General features: G+C 46.2%; 15 protein-coding genes. 9 read left to right on the plus strand and 6 right to left on the minus strand.

The genetic code is table 11. From position 1 onward, the window contains the following. Positions 1 to 33: 33 nt before the first annotated feature. The 4 genes from rsmI to GGU45_RS18245 all read left to right on the plus strand — a co-directional run bounded on the left by rsmI (position 34) and on the right by GGU45_RS18245 (position 8,783). A complete protein-coding gene (rsmI, locus tag GGU45_RS18230; protein WP_435227164.1) occupies positions 34 to 705 on the plus strand; it encodes a 16S rRNA (cytidine(1402)-2'-O)-methyltransferase in 672 nt (223 codons plus the stop codon). Positions 706 to 796: 91 nt separating this feature from the next. Beyond that, the gene (locus GGU45_RS18235; protein WP_435227166.1) at positions 797 to 3,619 is read left to right on the plus strand and encodes a M16 family metallopeptidase; all 2,823 of its coding nucleotides are present in this window, start codon (positions 797 to 799) and stop codon (positions 3,617 to 3,619) included. A 520-nt stretch (positions 3,620 to 4,139) separates the two neighbouring features. Continuing rightward, positions 4,140 to 7,298, plus strand: coding sequence for a glycoside hydrolase family 2 TIM barrel-domain containing protein (locus tag GGU45_RS18240; RefSeq protein WP_435227168.1), 3,159 nt, complete (start codon positions 4,140 to 4,142; stop codon positions 7,296 to 7,298). A 129-nt stretch (positions 7,299 to 7,427) separates the two neighbouring features. Beyond that, positions 7,428 to 8,783, plus strand: coding sequence for a Gfo/Idh/MocA family protein (locus tag GGU45_RS18245; RefSeq protein ID WP_435227170.1), 1,356 nt, complete (start codon positions 7,428 to 7,430; stop codon positions 8,781 to 8,783). A 462-nt stretch (positions 8,784 to 9,245) separates the two neighbouring features. Here the strand turns inward: GGU45_RS18245 and GGU45_RS18250 are convergent, their stop codons facing one another. From GGU45_RS18250 to GGU45_RS18260, 3 genes are all read right to left on the minus strand, one after another. Beyond that, a complete protein-coding gene (locus GGU45_RS18250; protein WP_435227172.1) occupies positions 9,246 to 9,521 on the minus strand; it encodes a hypothetical protein in 276 nt (91 codons plus the stop codon). Beyond that, positions 9,458 to 9,715 carry a helix-turn-helix domain-containing protein gene (locus GGU45_RS18255; protein WP_435227173.1) on the minus strand — a complete coding sequence of 86 codons (258 nt, stop codon included), beginning with the start codon at positions 9,713 to 9,715 and terminating at the stop codon, positions 9,458 to 9,460. The genes GGU45_RS18250 and GGU45_RS18255 overlap by 64 nt, the downstream gene beginning before the upstream one ends. Positions 9,716 to 9,942: 227 nt before the next feature. Beyond that, positions 9,943 to 10,578, minus strand: coding sequence for a DUF6266 family protein (locus tag GGU45_RS18260; RefSeq protein ID WP_435227175.1), 636 nt, complete (start codon positions 10,576 to 10,578; stop codon positions 9,943 to 9,945). A 1,109-nt stretch (positions 10,579 to 11,687) separates the two neighbouring features. On the opposite strand from GGU45_RS18260, the gene GGU45_RS18265 reads away from it, so the two are divergent. Both GGU45_RS18265 and GGU45_RS18270 read left to right on the plus strand, forming a co-directional pair. Further along, positions 11,688 to 13,022 carry a hypothetical protein gene (locus GGU45_RS18265; RefSeq protein WP_435227177.1) on the plus strand — a complete coding sequence of 445 codons (1,335 nt, stop codon included), beginning with the start codon at positions 11,688 to 11,690 and terminating at the stop codon, positions 13,020 to 13,022. 10 nt (positions 13,023 to 13,032) lie between these two features. Next, the gene (locus GGU45_RS18270; protein WP_435227179.1) at positions 13,033 to 13,659 is read left to right on the plus strand and encodes a hypothetical protein; all 627 of its coding nucleotides are present in this window, start codon (positions 13,033 to 13,035) and stop codon (positions 13,657 to 13,659) included. Positions 13,660 to 13,942: 283 nt separating this feature from the next. On the opposite strand, the gene GGU45_RS18275 is transcribed toward GGU45_RS18270, so the two are convergent. Both GGU45_RS18275 and GGU45_RS18280 read right to left on the minus strand, forming a co-directional pair. Then, entirely contained in the window at positions 13,943 to 14,116 is a 174-nt protein-coding gene (locus GGU45_RS18275; protein ID WP_435227180.1) for a hypothetical protein, read from the minus strand. Positions 14,117 to 14,131: 15 nt separating this feature from the next. Further along, positions 14,132 to 14,521 carry a helix-turn-helix domain-containing protein gene (locus GGU45_RS18280; protein ID WP_435227182.1) on the minus strand — a complete coding sequence of 130 codons (390 nt, stop codon included), beginning with the start codon at positions 14,519 to 14,521 and terminating at the stop codon, positions 14,132 to 14,134. A gap of 146 nt (positions 14,522 to 14,667) precedes the next feature. On the opposite strand from GGU45_RS18280, the gene GGU45_RS18285 reads away from it, so the two are divergent. The 3 genes from GGU45_RS18285 to GGU45_RS18295 are packed head-to-tail and all read left to right on the plus strand — an operon-like array spanning position 14,668 to position 16,590. Then, positions 14,668 to 15,114 carry a hypothetical protein gene (locus tag GGU45_RS18285; protein WP_435227184.1) on the plus strand — a complete coding sequence of 149 codons (447 nt, stop codon included), beginning with the start codon at positions 14,668 to 14,670 and terminating at the stop codon, positions 15,112 to 15,114. Beyond that, the gene (locus tag GGU45_RS18290; protein ID WP_435227186.1) at positions 15,111 to 15,983 is read left to right on the plus strand and encodes a HEPN domain-containing protein; all 873 of its coding nucleotides are present in this window, start codon (positions 15,111 to 15,113) and stop codon (positions 15,981 to 15,983) included. Before GGU45_RS18285 ends, GGU45_RS18290 begins: the two co-directional genes overlap by 4 nt. Before the next feature lie 13 nt (positions 15,984 to 15,996). Continuing rightward, positions 15,997 to 16,590 carry a hypothetical protein gene (locus GGU45_RS18295; RefSeq protein WP_435227188.1) on the plus strand — a complete coding sequence of 198 codons (594 nt, stop codon included), beginning with the start codon at positions 15,997 to 15,999 and terminating at the stop codon, positions 16,588 to 16,590. Between the two features lie 332 nt (positions 16,591 to 16,922). Here the strand turns inward: GGU45_RS18295 and GGU45_RS18300 are convergent, their stop codons facing one another. Next, entirely contained in the window at positions 16,923 to 19,097 is a 2,175-nt protein-coding gene (locus GGU45_RS18300; RefSeq protein WP_435227190.1) for a S9 family peptidase, read from the minus strand. Positions 19,098 to 19,559: the final 462 nt, after the last annotated feature.

A 19,559-nucleotide genomic window follows, 5' to 3' on the forward strand; every position in this document is an offset into this window, starting at 1 on the left:
GCTTATTTAATATTTTGCATTTTACATTTTTTGATGCTCTACCTTGTTCCCACGCCTATTGGCAATTTAAAAGATATTACCTTCCGGGCATTGGAAGTGCTGAAAGAGGTGGACGTGATCCTGGCCGAGGATACCCGCAATAGCATGCATTTGTTACAGCACTACCAGGTCAACAAGCCGCTAACACCCTATCACCAGCACAATGAGCATAAAATTGTGGAGCACCTGGTAGACCAGTTGCTGGCAGGCAAAAAAATGGCCCTGGTAACGGATGCCGGCACTCCCGGGATATCGGACCCCGCTTTTTTGCTGGTGCGGGCCTGTGTGCAAGCCGGGGTAAAAGTAGAATCCTTACCCGGAGCTACCGCCTTTGTGCCTGCGCTGGTTAACAGCGGATTACCTGCCAATCGTTTTTGTTTTGAAGGATTTCTGCCCTTAAAAAAGGGAAGGCATAGCCTGTTGGAACGGTTGAAAACCGAGGATCGTACCATGATCTTTTATGAATCGCCCCTGCGCCTGGTGAAAACGCTCAATGACCTTGCGGGCTATTTTGGCGCGGACCGGGAATGCAGCGTAAGCCGGGAGCTGACCAAATTATACGAAGAAACCCAACGCGGAACGCTTACGGAAGTGGCAGGCTATTTTTCTCAAAAAACGGTGAAAGGAGAAATCGTCATTGTGGTAAAAGGTACCGATGCCCGGTAAATAAACCGGAGCTTATTACCAGATGAGCATCATATTACCGGAACGCTTATTTTTGCTAACTAATGTTCATTTTTTAAAAGACAACTACTATATGAAGAAAAGAAGGACCCTTACAACAGCACTGAGCTTGCTGCTGTTTTTGTTAACCAACCTTATTACAACTGCCCAGGTAAAGCTAACTGATTCCATCCCGCTGGACCCCAAAGTAAAGATAGGCCGGCTATCCAATGGCTTTACGTATTATATCCGCCAGAATAAGAAGCCCGAAAACAAAGTGGAACTGCGGCTGGTGCTGAATGCAGGATCTATCCTGGAGGAAGATAATCAGCAGGGGCTGGCCCACATGGCGGAGCACATGGCGTTTAACGGCACTAAAAATTTTAAAAAGAATGACATCGTCAGCTTTTTGCAAAGTATCGGTGTGGGATTTGGCAACGATCTGAATGCTTACACCTCTTTTGATGAAACGGTGTATATGCTGCCCATCCCCACCGATAAGCCCGGCAACCTGGAGAAAGGTTTCCAGATACTGGAGGACTGGGCGCATAATGTAACCTATAATACCGAAGATATTAATGAGGAGCGGAATGTGATCCTTGAGGAAAGCCGCCTGGGAAAAGGCGCCGATGACCGTATGTTTCGCCAGATCTATCCCAAACTTTTTGCAGGGAGCCGCTATGCCGAGCGCCTGCCAATTGGTGTGGATTCGATCATCCGGACCTATGATCCCGCACTGATCCGTAAATTTTATAAGGACTGGTACCGGCCCGGTCTGATGGCCGCCATTGTAGTAGGCGATGTGGATCCTGCAACGGCCGAAGCCCTGGTACAAAAACATTTTGGTGGCCTGGTAAACCCCGATAATCCCCGTGTACGCACTTATTTTGATGTAAAACCGTATACCCGTAATGACGGCATGGTGGTAACCGACAAAGAGGCCACAAATTATTCGGTGGCCATTGCCTACAGCGCATTTCCTTCAAAGGAAGCGCAAACCGTGGGTGAATATGAGGCGGACCTGGTTAAGAATATTTTTTCAAGTATCTTAAATCAGCGCCTGCGCGATCTGACGCAGCAGCCCAATCCGCCCTTCCTGTATGGGTATACCTATTTTGGAAGTTATGCCCGCAACTACGACCAGTTCAACGCAGGAGCGGGAGTAGCCACGGCAGCGGAGGCAAAAAAAGGCCTTGAAACCGTGGTGGAGGAAATTGAAAAGGCCCGGCGTTTTGGCTTTACCCAGGCAGAGCTGGACCGGGTAAAAAAGACGATGGAAGCCGGAATGGACAAGGCTTACAATGAACGGGAAAAAACGGAATCCTCCAGCTTTGTGAATGAATATGTGCGTAATTTTTTAACCAATGAGCCCACGCCCGGCATTGCAACGGAACGGGAGTATGTAAAAGAACTGTTGCCGCAAATCACACTCAAAGAACTTAATGCGTTTGCACAATCGCTCCAAAAGCAATCCAATTATTTTGTAACCCTTACCGGTCCGGCCGCGGCCGCACTGCCGGCTGCGCAAGACCTGGTAAATGCCGCCGGCGCCGTAATGGCAAGAACGGATATCAGGGCCAATGAAGAAAAAGCGATTGCAACCGAGCTGCTTGCCGCCCGGCCCAAACCCGGCAGGATCCTGAAGGAAATGATGGACAGCAAACTGGGTACCCGCACCTGGGAACTGAGCAATGGAACCACGGTAACATTTAAGAAAACGGACTTTAAGGACGATGAAATCCGGATGGGAGCGCGCCGTTACGGGGGCATCAATGGATATAGCGCAGCGGATAAGTATAGTGCATGGTATGCACTAAGTGTGACCGGTGCAATGGGCTATGGCAGCTTTTCACCCACCGATCTGCAAAAGGCATTAGCAGGGAAAACCGCTTCAGTGAGCGCTTCAATAGGTGAAACAACGGACGGATTGGCGGGTAGTTCGAGCGTGAAAGATCTGGAAACCATGCTACAGATACTATATCTTAGAGCAACGGCTCCAAGAATAGATACAGCATTGTTCCGTTCTTTTGTGCAAAAAAATAAGGCCAGTGTCGCCTATATCCTGTCGAACCCCGAAACCGTTTTTGTAGATACCCTGTTTAAAACCCTTTACCAGAACAACCCCCTGGCGCCGGTAGCGGTTCCCCGTCCGGAGTACTTTGATCAGATCAATATGAACCGGGCCGTCCAGATCTACAAAGAGCATTTTGGCGATGCCAATGGGATGCAGTTTGTTTTTGTGGGCAGCATCGATGAAAAAATCCTGAAGCCACTGGTGGAAACCTATATTGGCGGACTACCGGCAACAAAGAAAAAATTTGTTTTTAAAGATAATGGGCTGCGCCCCGTAAAGGGCAGGGTGGATCTTACGGTATATAAAGGCGAGGCCGAAAAAAGCCTGATCCTTTCCCTGGCAACCGGCAACCTGGTGTACAGCCCAGACCTGGTGCTGAATATGCGTGCCGTGAGCGAAGTGCTGAACATTCGTGTAGTTGAGGAACTGCGTGAAAAGATACAGGGTATTTATGGCGGCGGCACTTCAGTAAGCGTTGACAGGCTCCCTTATGCGCATTATAGCTTCTTTACCCAGCTGCCAACCGGCCCGTCAAAAGTAGATACGCTCTTAAAAGCCATGCAGGCTGAGATCAAAAATATTGAAACCGCAGGTCCGTCAAAAGAAAACCTGGATAAAGTAAAGCAGCAATGGATCGAACAAAATAAGGTAGCCATGGAGCAAAACGGCACCTGGCTGGAATATATCCTTTCCACAAGGCTGGAGAAAAAAGACCCGGACCGTTTCCTGAACTCAGATAAATATATTAACGCCTTGACCCCCGAAAGCGTGAAAGCGGCTGCTCAAAAGATCTTTTCAAGCGGAAATGTGGTAACTGCCATTTTACAGCCGGAAAAGAAATAGCAACGAAATTATTTTGAACAACAGGTGCGGGAGGTAACCGCAAGGTGCGCAAAAGATCCGCGATGACCGCAATGGCGGAATCCGGTCAGATCTCTTTGTGAACCTTGCGGGTTCCTTGCGTCCATTGCGGTTAAACACAAACGCCGGTGAAGAAACCCGGATCTTCGGATATTAGGTGCAGGAGGTAACCGCGAGGTGCGCAAAGGATCCGCGATGGCGGAATCCGGTTAGATCTCTTTGTGAACCTTGCGGGTTCCTTGCGTCCATTGCGGTTAAACACAAACGCCGGTGAAGAAACCCGGATCTTCGGATATTATTTTTTTAAACAGTACAATCGATTGCACCAATGGAGTTTTTTTGTGTCTGTTGGTCTGTAATTCCCGTCTGTAAAGCGTTTGACCGGTTTTTTCCGGCGGCAATGCTACCGGTTGCACCGCTACCGCTTATGTATAAATTGCCATATTTTTCCCCGCTTTATCTAAATTAGCGCCTTTGTAGATACCATTACTTGTTTATTATTATGAAGAATCAGATACGATCGTTAGTGGCTTGCCTGCTGTTTGCCGGAACTGTTGGTGGACAAACCCTCCCTTCTGAATTACAAACGCCGGAAGTGGTTTCGGTAAACCGGATGCCCATGCGCGCCGATGCGTTTGCTTTTGAAACGAAAGCACTGGCGGAAAAAAAGGCAAAAGAAGCATCAAAATATTTTATTTCGCTGAATGGCAACTGGCGTTTTAACTGGGTGCAGGACCCCAATAAGCGCCCGAAGGACTTTTACAGCAAGGACTTTGATGATAGCAAGTGGGTCAACTTTCCGGTGCCCGCCAATTGGGAGGTAAACGGTTATGGACTCCCGATCTATGTGAATCACCCCTATGAATTTACCGGAAGAGCAAAGACCGGCAGCCGGCTGAACCCGCCGTTTGATATCCCGGATGATAATAACCCTGTGGGATCGTATCGTAAAAAAGTGATCATCCCGGCGGACTGGGACGGTCGCCAGGTATTTATTCACCTGGGAGCGGTAAAGTCCGCATTCTTTATTTGGGTAAACGGACAAAAAGTAGGCTACAGTGAAGACAGTAAATTGTCTGCCGAATTTGATATTACGAAATATGTACAACCGGGAGAAAACCTGGTAGCCCTGCAGGTATACCGCTGGAGCGATGGTAGCTATCTTGAGTGCCAGGATATGTGGCGGATATCCGGAATTGAACGGGAGGTTTATTTATATGCCACCCCGCTGCTGGATGTAAGGGATTTTAAGATCGGGTCCACCCTGGAAAATAACTATAAAGACGGGGCTTTTACCTTTTGGGGAGAGGTCAACAGTTACAAAACGGATACAAAAACGCTGCACTCAAAAGGAGACACCGCTACGGTAGAACTGGAGCTGGTAGATAATAATGGTGCCGCTGTTTTTAAGGAAGCGCTGCCGGCCTTTAAAGTATTAGGACGTTATAAAACAGAACTGTCGTTTACAAAAACCATCCCGGGTGTAAAAACGTGGACTGCGGAAACGCCCAATCTGTACACCCTCTTTATTACCCTTAAAAACAAGGCGGGCGAAACGCTGGAAGTGGTGCCCGTGCGCGTTGGGTTCCGGAGTATTGAAATAAAGGGCCGTGATTTTCTCGTTAATGGAAAACGGGTATTTTTTAAAGGCGTAAACCGGCATGAGCATAATGCCCGCACCGGCCATACCCTTACCCATACCGATATGGAGAAGGATATGGAGATGATGAAAAAGCTGAACATAAATGCCGTGCGGCAGTCGCATTATCCCCCGGACCCTTACTGGCTGGAGCTTTGCGATACCTATGGATTGTATGTGATTGACGAAGCAAATATCGAATCGCACGGGCGGTATTACGATCTGGAATATACATTTGCCAATGATAAACAGTGGCGCATGCCGCACCTGGCGCGGATTCAGCGTATGTATGAGCGGGATAAAAATCATCCTGCCATCATTACCTGGTCGCTGGGCAATGAGGCGGGCAATGGCATCAATATGTATGAGGGGTACGATTGGCTGAAGAAAAAAGACAGCCGGCCCGTACAATACGAGCGCGCAGAATATGACTATAATACAGATGTTATTTGCCCGCAGTATCCATCGCCATCCTATGTGGCCTGGCAAAAGAACTCCAAAGACGGGCGGCCCTATATCATGAGCGAGTATGCGCATATCATGGGCAATAGCCTGGGAAATTTTAAGGAATATTGGGATGCCATCGAATCAACCCCCGGCACACAGGGCGGTTATATCTGGGAGTGGATCGACCAGGGTATTGATACCGTTAAAAACGGGAAACGCATCCTGGCTTATGGCGGCGATTTTCCGCTGAGCGGGCCCGTGGATGAAAATTTCAGTGATAATGATTTTTGTGTCAAAGGAGTGGTTACCGCCTACCGGCACCTGACGCCGATGGCCATTGAAATAAAAAAAGTGCATCAGAATATAAAAACCGCTTACAAGGGCAATAATGAAATTGAAGTAACCAACGCTTTCTTCTTTAAAGACCTGTCTAATGTAAAGCTGAATTGGGAAATTACTGAAGATGGAGCGGTTGCCGCAAAAGGAACGCTTGCAAGCCTCAACCTTGATCCGCAGGCAAAGGCACAGATGGCGCTGCCCATAAAACTAAAATTAAAAGAAGGGAAGGAATATCTGTTAAATGTTTCTTACCGGTTAAAAAACGAGGAACCCTTTCTTGATAAGGATTATGAAATAGCCGCAGAACAGTTTGCATACCGCGGAGCCCCGGCGCCCTACAATTACCAGGGAACATCGGCTGCCGTTACCGCTGTTCAAAACGGAAACAGCCTGCTGTTGAAAGGTGCGGGCTTTGCCGCCGGGTTTGATTTGGGTAATGGACTGCTTACGCAATACAGTTTAAAAGGCACCTCCGTGCTCACAAAAGGGCCGCAGCCGGCGTTTTACCGGGCGCCTACGGATAATGATATTGGCGCCGGCCTGAACCGGTCGCTCCGCAACTGGCGCAATGTATATGAAGCCGCCACCAATGTACAGGCAAAAACAGAGCAGGTAAGCAAAAGCGAATACCGGGTTACCTTCACGGCCGATTTGCTGGGCGGAAAGGCAAAAACAGAACAGGTATTTACCGTGTATGGCGATGGCACCATCCTGGTAAAAAATAACTATGAACTCAGCAAAGGCGATTATAGAACGGTAATGCGCATCGGGAACGACCTGGAGCTTGGAGCGGCGTTTTCAAAAATTCAATGGTACGGCCGCGGTCCCTGGGAAAATTATTGGGATCGTCATACTGCCAGCAATATCGGTAAGTACAGCCAAACCATCGATCAGCAGTATTTTCCCTATGCCCGCCCACAGGAAAGCGGCAATAAAACCGATGTGCGCTGGATCAGCCTGCAAAACAGCAAGGGCCTGGGAATCCGGTTTGAGCTGGCAGACAGTGTGCTCTCTGCCGCCGCCCTGCCTTACAGCCTGGAACAGCTGGACCCCGCACCGGTAAAAAAACAATTCCATTCCGGAGAACTGGAAAAAGCCGACCGGATCTTTATGCATCTGGATCTGAAACAGCTGGGGCTGCAGGGTATGGACAGCTGGGGCGCTATGCCGCTGAAGGAGTACTGGCTCCCGGCCGGCACCTATGCCTATAGCTACTGGATACGCCCGCTGCGGTAAACCGGCTGAAACGAAAACGGTTGCTCTTTAAAAAAAAGCTTACCGGCGGATTTTCCGCAACAAAAGAAAGCATTATTCAAACCCGTTCGATCCCCCTACTTACAGGACGAACATAAATATAACATACGGATGAAACGTAAAGATTTTGTAAAAAGCACCGGCCTGGCCATGGCATCGGTGGCCATTCTGCCCTCAGATATTGTATTGAAACCTACGGCGGCTACCAAGCTAAAAATGGCAATTGTTGGGGTGGGTGCCCGTGGTATCTCGCACCTGGATCTGTTGCTGAGACGCGATGATGTAGAGATCGTAGGCGTTTGCGATATTGATCCCCGGTGTATTGAAGCCGCCAAAGCGAATATTTCCAAAGCGGGCAAAAAACAACCGGTATATTATTCTAACGGAGTAGACGATTGGAAAAATATGTATGCAAAAAAAGGGATTGAAGCGGTGGTGATTGCTACGCCCTGGGAGCTGCATAAGCCAATGGTTATTGGCGCCCTGGAATCCGGTATCAAATATGTAGGTACGGAAGTGATCCTGGGCATTTCCCTGCAGGATCACTGGGATGTGGTACGCGCTGCCGAGCGCTACAACGGGCATGTGATGATGCTGGAGAATGTATGCTATCGCCGCGATGTAATGGCGGTATTGAATATGGTGCGCCAGAATGTGTTTGGTGAGCTGATCCATTTACAGGGGGGCTATCAGCATGATCTGCGCGGAGTAAAATTCAATGATGGTAAATCGCCTTATGGCAAGGGTGCGGAATTTGGTCATACCGATGGCTATTCCGAATCCAGGTGGCGTACAGATCATTCCGTGTGGCGCAATGGAGATCTTTATCCAACCCATGGTATTGGACCGGTGGCCCAGTATATCAACATCAACCGGGGCAACCGTTTTGTGTCCTTAAATGCCTTTTCTACAAAGACCCGCGGCTTGCATGAATATATTGTTGAAACCGGCGGAGCCACCCATAAAAATGCCAAAGTGAATTTTAAACTGGGCGATATTGTAACCACCCAAATCAGCTGTGTAAACGGAGAAACGGTGATCCTGCAGCACGATACTAATTTGCCGCGCCCTTATTCATTAGGGTTTAGGGTACAGGGTACAAAGGGACTGTGGATGGATGTAAACAGCGGTATCTATGTAGAAGGCGTGTCAAAGCCGCATACATGGGATAAGGCCCAGGAATGGCTCGATAAATACGATCACCCGCTGTGGAAGAAATACGGAAAGGATGCAGAAGGAGCGGGCCATGGTGGAATGGACTTCTTTGTGATCCATTCATTTATCGAATCTGCAAAAAGAAAAGAGCCCACCCAGATGGATGTGTATGATGCGGCTACCTGGAGCGCCATTACGCCATTGAGCGAGCAATCAATCGCATTGGGGCACCAGACCGTGGAGTTCCCAGACTTTACCGGCGGCGACTGGATGTACCGCAAGCCGGTATTTGCGCTCAATGATGATTATTAATACGTAGACTATTCATTTTAAAAATGCCCGCTGTCAGATGCGGGCATTTTTTTGTTTAGACGGGTGCGTTCAATGATACCGGGATAACAGACCGGTATCAATTTTATTATAATAGTGGGCTACGCACCTGAAATTGTCCTCCCTTTGCGGCCGGGAAGTTGATAAAAATAGTTGTTCATCCCGTTCCGGCGCGGCAGCTGCCACAAAGACACGAGGGCACAAAGGTGCACAAAGGGATTATGCAACTTTAGAAATCTTCGTGTTTCTTAGTGTCTTGGAGCCTTCGTGGCAAAGGGCTGTGAAACCACACGAAAGCACAAAGGTGCACAAAGGGATTATGCGACTTTAGAAATCTTCGTATTTCCTGGTGTCTTGGAGCCTTCGTGGCAAAGGGTTGTGAAACCACACGAAAGCACAAAGGTGCACAAAGGGATTATTCGGCTTTAGAAATCTTCGTGTTTCTTAGTGTCTTGGAGCCTTCGTGGCAAAGGGCTGTGAAACCACAAAGCGGCTGAAGCACAAAAAGGCAGCAGTGGTCTGCCGGGAAAACCGCTGCGTCCTTGCTCCTTTGCGCCGCTGCGGGAAATAAACAAACATAGGAGATGCACTAAGGGCGGCTTTTTCTTTGTGTTTCCTGGTGTCTTCCAGAATCTCCGTGGTCGTTTTTTCCGGAACTATGACCGCTTTGGCGGTAGCGCCCCATGTTGCTGAAGCAGCTGCCGTATCACCCGTTTCCATTCATAAAAAATTTGCCGGCCTATTTGAAAATAGGGTATATTCATTTCTTTGCGCAGGCGGTAAAGGGTGCTTTTGGAAATATGCAGCATACGCATCATTGTCTTATTGTTTACGAGCTCAAAGGCATCAGACACTTCATATTTTTTTTGCAGCCGCTCTAATTGATGTACGGATAAATTCACTTTGGTTGCCATGTTGGATGTTTAAAAGGGTTATAAAAGGGTTTTCTGTTAACAAATGATCAGGCGTTCATTGATCAGCAAACGGAATCTTTCAATAAAAATACAAACTTTTAATTATAATAAAAATTTATATGTTTAATTTTTAAAGTGAGTTTCGTTCCTTGCACCGGCATGGATGTACAGTAAAAAGCCGGAGGTATACACCATACCCCCGGCAGTGGTCCTTTTTAAAAAAAAGATCAGGTAAGGGTTACGGAGCCCATGTATTTGGAATTACAGGCCGCAGTAGCACCCTCATCAGTAAAAGTGGCCCATACATGCACTTCTTCGCCCGCGTAAAGGGGCAGCATGTTTACCGTGGCCGTGCCGGCCAGGCGCGCGGCCACGCCGCTAAAAAACTGCCCGTCCCTGCGTGCCGGCATGTAAATAAAAACGGAGCACAGGTCGTTTTCATTACTGCTGGCCGGCGGCGCATTATTGACCCAGGTAACCGTAACAGCCTGTGCTGCCCCGGCACTAATACTGCCGGGAATCATTTCCAGCAGGTTCCCCTTCGAAATAAGCACCTGGTTGTAGTTGATGACTACATCGCGGCCGCTAAACTGAATGTTTTCCATAACATTGGCCTGCGCCTGGTTATAGGGTGTTATCAGCCCTTTACGCTTGCCAAAGAACAGGCGGGCAAAGGACTTGTACAAGGCCAAAAAGGCAACTGCAAAACTAAACAGTTCGCGGTGCGCAATCTGTGGGTCCGTAGAGCTGCTGCGCTTTACGGGGCGGATGCGGCTTATTTCCACACCATGCACATTGGCAATGATGATACGACCGGTGCGGCCGGAGGTGCCGCTTAAAATGGAATTGGTTACTCTTCCCATAGTTTTAATTTTTTAAAAGTGAATCAATAAATGTTTGCTTGCATAAAATTGAGGTATTAAAGTGCTGTTTTATTTTTTTGATCCCTTCTGACCCCTTGTGACCCCTCCTGATCCCTTGTGATCCCCAAATGCATGTTTTCTGTATCCTTTCTGTATCCCGGCTGTATCGTTTCTGTATCGTTTCTGTATCCTGGCTGTATCCTGGCTGTATCGTTTCTGTATCGGTAAGAGATGTTTGTTGACAGAAAGGCGAAAAATTATCTTCTTGGTATGAGGCGGACAAATGTGTCGGAAATAAATTTTCGTTCAAGGTCTGGAACGGTTGTGGAGGATGCTATAAAAAAAGGAGATTGTAAAAGAAAGACTTTGTATTTGGTAACATCGGAGGCCAAACATTTGTGGTTGTTCAAGTAATAGGGGAGATAATAAGCCTAATAACATATTGGCAAGCATTAATAAAAGATTGAAAAATGTTGAAAGATAGGTTTTAGGTCATTGCTTCGAATCCAATCCGGATCACATTGATAAAGAAGGACTTCGATAATCGAAGCTCTTCTTTGTTTTGAGACTTGCTATACAATTTGCCATACTTTTTGGGTAATTGTCTGGTTATGCTATAATACTTATTAAGCAGAACAACCTGAATTTATTGAAATGTAAAAATGTTACATGGGGGCAAACACCGGCAAAATGATCACCCAATGGTTCTAACGTGATTTTAGCAAAGACATATATAGATTATTTTCAGAAAGGTCAGATATTGAATAAAACCCCAATGCCTACAATAATAACCCACGCCTCTGAAACAGTATAATTTATGCTATACCAATATGCCTATGTAACCGAAAATTCCTTGTTGAAAATCCTGCATTCGGGGTCTTCTCAACTCGGTTAAAACACAAATAAATTCATAAATAAAAGCTGAATATTTTCTATTATTATGTAATAGTTATGGATTTTGCATCCCAAAATAAAATTTTATTAAATAGAAAGCATTGAGTAATTTCAACCTGCAAAACCAAGATTTATTGAAATATCAAACTAACCCTCGAAAAAAAACATCAAGGCTGCTTGATATCAATTTTACCAAAACATATAAATCCACAATCATGAAAAAGTATCAATCATTTATCTTCTTGATCGTGATTACCTTGGTGATCTTTTTTGGATGCCAGAAGACAATTACTCCAGCTGATCAGCAATCGATCAACAATTTGAGTACCAAAGAAACTACGCCAATACTTTTGTCAACTAACGGAGCGTTAGATTTAACTACAGTTAAAGAAGCGTACGCTGTTATTTTTAAAAATTCAAAATTTTGGCAAACTGCAACAAATACGGTTGGCGATAGAACTCCTGTTTGGGACAGTGGAAAATACGTTAAAACTCCAAATCTTGAACTTTTGGAGTTTCCTGTACATTCGTCCCGACAAAGGATTATTGTAGACAAAAACAAAAAATATTCGATTGAGCAAATAAGAAAAATTGCGTCAGCTTCTATTAGAACCATTTCCTTTGTCCGAAATGACAAAGGACTTCATATAATAGAACGATTATTCGTGCCTGATTTCGAATATTTACAACAAAAGGGAGGAAATATTAAAGACAGCAGAGGGTTGGCACTTAAAGACTTTATTGGTAAAATATTGAGATTCGACAAGAACGATAATATTACATCTACGAAGGAGAAAACAAAGACATCAACAAAAACATTCAAAGTACACACAAAAAGTAAAAAAGCACCCAAAGTGACGGCAAGGGCCGCTACAACTTTATCAAGCGATCCCAATTGCTACGATGATGAGCTATGCGAATACACGCGGACATGCGTAGATTATTATGATCCAAGAACTGGGGCTTATTTGGGTACGAATTGTGAAAATTGGGAGCCGACTACCTGCTGGACCGTTGAAGTTTGCGATGAACCAGATCAGGACCCTTGCTCGGATGACCCGGCAGCATGTGCCTGTGGTGATTATGGAATTTGTGATGATAATTATTATGATACCGATCCCAATGGCCACTTCGCAATACCCCTAAAATTATGTGGCTATTATAAATTTAAAAAAGTAGGAAATAGCTACACTGGCGAAATACGATATTTGCAACAAACATGGAAGTTAAATCAATCACCGTATACTTCATTTACCACTAATTTTGTAGAAAGTTGTCTAACTGTGCCAGTATATTCAGGATATTCGATATCAGAAGCCGGAGCCGCCGACTATTTTAACGCATGTTTCAATTATGCGACAAAACAAGTCTTAGCAGAATTAAATGCAGGAACATTAACTGCTACAGCAGTTAGCGTCTATGCTCGAATGAAAGCTTTAGTGCAAGCAAATGTCAAAGATGGCCGCCCCGGATCTGTTTGGAATCCTGGCCCCTGTATCGGTCCCGTATCCACGGAAGCAAGAACTTCCGCAGAATGGTGTCCACAATAAAAGTAAAAAAATGACAGAAAATATCAAACAAATACTGAAATCCGTATATAAGTATTACCCTTTAGGTTCATCTCTTAATCCAGATGAATTTGATGATGGGGAATTTGGACGAATCATTGGGGAAAAAATAGAAAAAGTAATGTCGAATGAGGAAACCCCTTGGTCAAAGGCTATACGTGAGTTTGAATTGAAGTTTGAGAAAATGCTGAATTGGGACTATATCCAATTCCCCTGCTACAAAGCTACATTGGAAGTGAATGAAAACGAATTTTACTTACGGCGGATAGTGGTGGTCGTTTCTTTAATATGCCCTTTTTATACGATTTATGTTGAAGATTGTATAAAGTTCAACCGCTTTGAGGGTATAAGAGGCGTAACATCTTCAATTTTATTTTCCTGCAATAGTATGAAGGATAAAGAACTGGAACTTAAAATCCAGTGGGTCAATGATACCATTGGCAATCATTTTAGGGGGTATACTTTTTGTCCTCATATTTATTTATTTGATTATAAATTCGCAGCTTCTGCGCTTCAACACTACGACAGAATGCCGTCTACTGACTTGACAAAGTATCCGGTTTATAATTTGTTGTTTGACAATAGCTTTAATATTGATAAAATTATTATTTTGAACTAAATTGATTCACATTTAGTACCTTTTAGCCGCTCTCACATTATGGAGTTTCCGAACTTTTTGATTAGGATGTTTCGCAGGCGCTGAGGGTCTGCCTTTTATTTCAGTTAGCAGGATGTGTTTTAATCAAGGGGTTTACAGGTTAACATTGAGTTGATTGCATAAATAGTTTCCGGCTTCCAGCAATTCCTTCATCCATTTGTCGAATCGATTAAAGAGTGGTTGATAAAAAACAAAGCCATTTTATAATTAAGATGGCTTTTGATTGATATTCTAATGCAACCTATTACCGCGGTAAGCGAGAATTGCTGCTCATTTTATTTAATAATTCATTGGGGAAACCATGTTTTTCCAGGAAGGCTTTAGACTTATTGGCTTTTTTTACGAAATAAGGATCATTACCATAATCCCGTACCTGATTAGGCTGATTTTTTACTTTCTTATTTTCGATATTTTTCATAGGACACTAATATAGCTACTTAGCCTTCGCCATCAGCGTTTCAATTATTCCATCTTTTTCTTTCAGCATCCGTTCATAAAGTTCAATCACTTTATCGAGTGGGTTAAAAGTACAGTTGTTATAATTTGGCGAAAAGTGACCATGATTAATGCTCCCATCTTGAAAGGTGTTGAAATAGGTAATTGCAGCCGTTTCGTCAAAATTCTTAATCGCCTCCACGGGTACTTTTAATACATCAGCAATTTGCTGTAATAAAGGCTCTTCAATTTCTTCCTTTTGCTCCAGTAACGATATTTTGCGCTGGTTCCAGTCGTCACCTAAATCAGCAGCCAGGGCCTCCTGCTTTATGCCTAGCATTTCTCTAAACCGCTTTACATTTCTGCCCTGATGTATTGTTTTCTCCATAAGAATTGATTTTATGCCTTTACGGCGTTTTTCAAAGATAAATAATTCGCTATGCTAAAATACCTCATTTTCCCGATAAATTATCGCCTTTTCAGTTAGGATAGCGGCCGCAGCGGGTGGAGATTTAGGGCATAAATGCAAAAGCTATGAAAAAGAAACCCACCCCCAAACAACCCAAACCAGAGCTAAAATGGCAAACCGGTGCTTACGAGCGCCAGGCTAATTTTCAGTTCATCCTACCGTATCAATTCCTGCTCCTTTGCCGCCTGATGGATATAACACCCAAAGAAGTGGTAACCGATTTTATGGATAACCTGTCCTGTGCCAGTTGGAAGCGTGAGGGGCGGGATGCTGCTAAAGAACACCTCATCAATTACTTTATTGCCCATGGCTACGGGCAGCAGCATTATACGGAGGTCCACATTCGCCAGGTTTTTAAGGAAATGGATGCCGTGGGCCTGCTGTTTCCACGCGAAAGCAATGGCAAAATGGTGGACCGATATGCTAAATGGCGGGATAAACACCAAAACTGGTGGTTCAAAAAATGGTTCCGCAAACCCAGGCGTAAACCAGGTAAAACGGAAGCACTATGACGCCCTTTACCAATGGGGAGGCCATTGCCTTTTGCCAGCAGCAGCTTACAGATGTAGTTGTAAAAACAGCCAACCCGGATATGATCTTACTGCTGGGCGCTACACTGCACCGTAAAAAATATGAAAGCATCTTTAATAAATCCGCCCCGTTCTGCCAGCAACTATCAGACTGTACACTGCTGGTATTGCTGCCCGGCCTTGCTAATAAGGAGCTGCACGAGTGGCAGGATAAGATAGAACATCATTGCAGCCGTGTGCTGCCCGTTACCACCCTCGTTTTGGCAACGGTTACTTTTGTGCAGTGGCTGCAAGCCGATATTTCTTTTGCCCGTTTTGTATGGCAGCACGCCCCGGTGCTATATGATGCAGAAAATATTTATCGGGAGGATTTTACGGAAACTAAAGCCACTGTCAATAGCAAAGAAGCTACCCGGCAATGGGAGGATGGGCTATCCAAAGCCAAAGAATTTTTAGCAGGGGCAGAGTTGTACCGTGTGCGCAGGCAGCACAAAATGGTGGCTTTTATGCTGCACCAGTCTGCAGAACAGGCATTGCGGGCGCTGCTGATAGCGGCAACCGGCTACTATGCCAACACCCATAGTATTGACCGGCTGCTCCGCTATGGCAGCCTGGTGGCGCATCAACTACCGGGAATCTTTCCCCGGCAAACGGAGCCCGATAAGCGCTTGCTTAACCTTTTGCAAAAAGCCTATATTGACACCCGGTATAAAGAAGATTATAAAATTACCGATGACGAGCTGCTTACCCTTACCGGCAAGATCCGGCGCATCCATGAAGTACTGTCCGATGCCGGAAAACGCTTTATCAATGCCCCATTGCAACCTGAACCACAACATACGTTCCAATAAAAACACCTGATTTATGAAAACCGGTACCACCAGTAGAAAACGTTTTTATAAGCCCTGGCATTTTTTGAGCCAGGCGGGTAAACGGCCGTTGCGCATCCTATGGGAAGTATTTGATAATTATGACCTGGACGAACTGAAGCAGGAGCTTCAATGCTGGCAGCAGTGTGCTTTATGTAATGACAATAGCGCGTATAGTGAAGCCGGTGCGCGGGAAGACCTGATGGATTTTACCCGGCACCTGCTCCGGCTTATTGAAGCCTTTTATATCCTAAATGAACGAAAAAGCGCCGGCAGAAAGCGCCGGCAGCAAGAAGGGATGGCAAAAGAGGCACGGCAAATGATCACCCAAATGAACACCCCGGTTTTATTGACTGCGGATGAAAAGAAAGATCCGGCGCAGGTGATTACCCAATTCTGCAAAACCTTTCGCCCCTCTTATGTGCAAACGGAACTGCTGGATATGCTGGACGCGGTGATTACCTATAAGGGAAGTAAAGAAGTGTATAAGGAGAATTGGGTAATGTTTTACGAAGCTTTATTGGCGCTGGTAAATGTAGCTTATAAAATAAGTAACCCTGAAAAAAGATCAGGACTTGCATACATCTGAGTGTATATGCGTTGTTAAAGACCAGCCTTAAAGCTGCTGCCCGGTCTTCGATTGAACCGCAATGGACGCAAGGAATACGCAACGGTCGCAAAGGAGCAGCGAGCGCTGCAGGGTATTTGCCACTAAGGCTCAAAGGCACGAAGCTGCACTAAGTTTAAGTTTCTCTTTGTGTTTCTTTGTGTCTTCCGGTCTTCGTGGTTTTTATTTCACGCAACGGCGCAAAGCAGCAAAGACGCAGGGGCGGTGCTCGCCAGAAAGACGAGGTGTTTCTTGTGTCTCTCCACGTCCCAGAAGTTCTCCCTGTCTCCTTGAGCCAGGAATGTGCTCTTTCCTTACCGGCCTCCGGGCGGGCAATACATTTTTAAATAATTGGTATAAAGCGCCGACAGATGCTCGCGGGTGCCCTCGCCTTCAGAAATGGAATGCGTGCGGTTGGGATAGCTCATCAGCTGAAATTGTTTTCCCTGCCGGATCAGTTCATTGATCAGCAGTTCCGCATTCTGATAATGCACATTGTCATCGCCCGTGCCATGAATGTAAAGCAGGTTGCCTCTCAGGTTTTTAGCATAGGTAACCGGTGATCCTTTTACAAAATCTTCGTTGGAGCTTACAGGTACCCCCATATACCGCTCCTGGTAAATATTATCATATAAAAGCTGGTTGGTAACGGCAGCAATGGCAATGCCGGTTTTATAGATCTCCGGGTACTGGAACATCAGGTTCAGCGTAGAAGACCCGCCGCCGCTCCATCCCCAAACGGCTACACGGCTGGAATCGATAAAATCCCATTTCAGAATTTCTTTAGCGCCCATGGCCTGGTCGCGGATATTGATGCGGCCGATGTTGCGGTAGATGGCTTTGCGCCAGGGGCTGCCTTTAGGCGCCGGGGCGCCCCGGTTCTCTAATGATATATACACATAACCATCCCGGGCCATACTGCCGTTGTACAGGAAGTTTTTTCCGGTTCCGTATTTATCCACTACCGTTTGTGATGCCGGTTCGCCATACACATAAAACACCACGGGGTATTTTTTGTTGGGATCAAAGGGCTGGGGCTTTACCATCCACCCATCCAGTTCCACACCATCGGCAGTCTTCAGTTTAAAAAATTCTGTTTCCGGATCGCCGGTATTGGCTTTAATAATCCTGCGGGCCTTCGCCAGTTCCTGGTGCGCCGGCAGGCTAACGATGGCGCCATTGGCCAGTTCGGCGGCGCTGCTATGGTTCAGGATGGCAATTTTTCCATTTGGAGAAATGGTATATTCGTTAGTACCCTCCAGGCCGGCCGGTGTTACTCTTACGGCTTTGCCGCCCTTCAGGCTGATCCTGTACAAATAGTTTTGAGTAGCATTTTTGGGAGAAGCAGCAAAATAGATGGTTTGCGTTGCAGTATCATAAAGATTGAACCGGATCACATCAATGGCCTCCCTGGTAATGAGTGTTTCTTTTCCGGAAAGATCCAGCTTATAAATCTGCCGCCACCCGTTTTTTTCCGAAAGCCACAAAAAATCACCATTGGTGCTTACCCAGTCCCACCCGCTGGGGTCGTTATCATTCCACCGGCTTTTAATATCGATCCAGGCGGCATCGGTTTCATGGTAAATCTGTTTCGATGTTGCAGAAGTGGCATCCACCAGCAGGATCCTGCTGTCATTTTGCTGCCGGTTCAATTGCTGTAAAATGATGGATGTGCCCTTTGGTGTCCATTCCATGCGGGGGATATAGTGCTGCACCGGGTCGCCGTCAATAGCCGCCTGTTTGGTGGCCCCGGTGGCAATATCATAAAGCCAGATGGTACAGGAGCTTGGGTTTTGCCCTACCTTGGGATATTCTACCGGTATGGTAAAGGGGTACAGGGAATCTGTATTATTGATCATCAGGAAATTCCGGATGTTGCGGGCATCCAGTTTCCAGTAGGCGATGCGGGATCCGTCCGGCGACCAGCGGAAACCATCCTGGCATCCGAATTCTTCTTCATAAGCCCAGTCAAAAGTACCGTTAATGATCCGGTTGGTGCCATCGCTGGTAACGGCGCTGCGTTGGTGATTCGCCAGGTCCTCAACATAAATATTGTGCTTTGAAACATAAGCCACCTTTTTACCATCAGGAGAAAACTTGGCAAACATTAGTGATGCCGCAGGCAGCCCCTGCCCCAGCTGGGTAAGCCGTTTGGTGCTGCGGTCAAAAACCCAGTAATCTCCGCGGGTGTTTTCCCGCCATACGCGTTGGGTATTGGCAAATAGCAGGATCCGGCTGCCCTCCGGCGATAGGGTAAAGCTTTGTACGTTAAGCGCCTCATTGGAGCCGGTGGGGGTCAGCTCCTGCTTTGTCATAAATACTTTATTATCCTCCGGGTGTACCGGGTTAATGCTGGAAATACCCTGGTCGGAAAAGCTGTAAAAGCTGTTGCCATCGGCCGACCATTGCAGCTTCTGCGCAAAGGCACTACCTGCAAGGCAAATAAAAATACCCAGTACCAGAAAGGCTCTTCTTACCGAAAAGATCATATGTTACGATTTGGGGTCTAAATTAACGGGCTTTTTCTATACGGCCATAAAAAATCAGTAAAGGAACCGCCGGTAACAGGGGAGTACCGCCAGGGACGCAAAGGGTCCGTAAGGACCTCTAAACGCTACCTCAATAGCGAGCCTTGCGTATTCCCTGTGCCCCTCGCGGTTTATTTTTACCGCGATGTACGCAAAGCACCCGCAAAGGAGGCAACAGGGTTATTGGGGTTAAGATATTTGCGCCCCTTGCGAAAAACCCTGGGCCCCTCGCGGTTTATTTTTACCGCGATGTACGCAAAGCACCCGCAAAGGACGCAACAGGGTTATTGGGGTTAAGATATTTGCGCCCCTTGCGAAAAACCCTGCGCCCCTCGCGGTTTATTTTTACCGCGATGTACGCAAAGCACCCGCAAAGGACGCAGCAGGGTTATTGGGGTTAAGATATTTGCGCCCCTTGCGAAA

The organism is Niabella hirudinis (genome assembly GCF_051201075.1).
Classification (GTDB): Bacteria; Bacteroidota; Bacteroidia; order Chitinophagales; family Chitinophagaceae; genus Niabella; species Niabella hirudinis.

Excerpts from the sequence above, each read along its gene's own strand:
- rsmI (WP_435227164.1), top strand. The coding sequence starts at position 34 with ATGCTCTACCTTGTTCCCACGCCTATTGGCAATTTAAAAGATATTACC.
- GGU45_RS18235 (WP_435227166.1), top strand. The coding sequence starts at position 797 with ATGAAGAAAAGAAGGACCCTTACAACAGCACTGAGCTTGCTGCTGTTT.
- GGU45_RS18240 (WP_435227168.1), top strand. The coding sequence starts at position 4,140 with ATGAAGAATCAGATACGATCGTTAGTGGCTTGCCTGCTGTTTGCCGGA.
- GGU45_RS18245 (WP_435227170.1), top strand. The coding sequence starts at position 7,428 with ATGAAACGTAAAGATTTTGTAAAAAGCACCGGCCTGGCCATGGCATCG.
- GGU45_RS18250 (WP_435227172.1), bottom strand. The coding sequence starts at position 9,521 with ATGGAAACGGGTGATACGGCAGCTGCTTCAGCAACATGGGGCGCTACC.
- GGU45_RS18255 (WP_435227173.1), bottom strand. The coding sequence starts at position 9,715 with ATGGCAACCAAAGTGAATTTATCCGTACATCAATTAGAGCGGCTGCAA.
- GGU45_RS18260 (WP_435227175.1), bottom strand. The coding sequence starts at position 10,578 with ATGGGAAGAGTAACCAATTCCATTTTAAGCGGCACCTCCGGCCGCACC.
- GGU45_RS18265 (WP_435227177.1), top strand. The coding sequence starts at position 11,688 with ATGAAAAAGTATCAATCATTTATCTTCTTGATCGTGATTACCTTGGTG.
- GGU45_RS18270 (WP_435227179.1), top strand. The coding sequence starts at position 13,033 with ATGACAGAAAATATCAAACAAATACTGAAATCCGTATATAAGTATTAC.
- GGU45_RS18275 (WP_435227180.1), bottom strand. The coding sequence starts at position 14,116 with ATGAAAAATATCGAAAATAAGAAAGTAAAAAATCAGCCTAATCAGGTA.
- GGU45_RS18280 (WP_435227182.1), bottom strand. The coding sequence starts at position 14,521 with ATGGAGAAAACAATACATCAGGGCAGAAATGTAAAGCGGTTTAGAGAA.
- GGU45_RS18285 (WP_435227184.1), top strand. The coding sequence starts at position 14,668 with ATGAAAAAGAAACCCACCCCCAAACAACCCAAACCAGAGCTAAAATGG.
- GGU45_RS18290 (WP_435227186.1), top strand. The coding sequence starts at position 15,111 with ATGACGCCCTTTACCAATGGGGAGGCCATTGCCTTTTGCCAGCAGCAG.
- GGU45_RS18295 (WP_435227188.1), top strand. The coding sequence starts at position 15,997 with ATGAAAACCGGTACCACCAGTAGAAAACGTTTTTATAAGCCCTGGCAT.
- GGU45_RS18300 (WP_435227190.1), bottom strand. The coding sequence starts at position 19,097 with ATGATCTTTTCGGTAAGAAGAGCCTTTCTGGTACTGGGTATTTTTATT.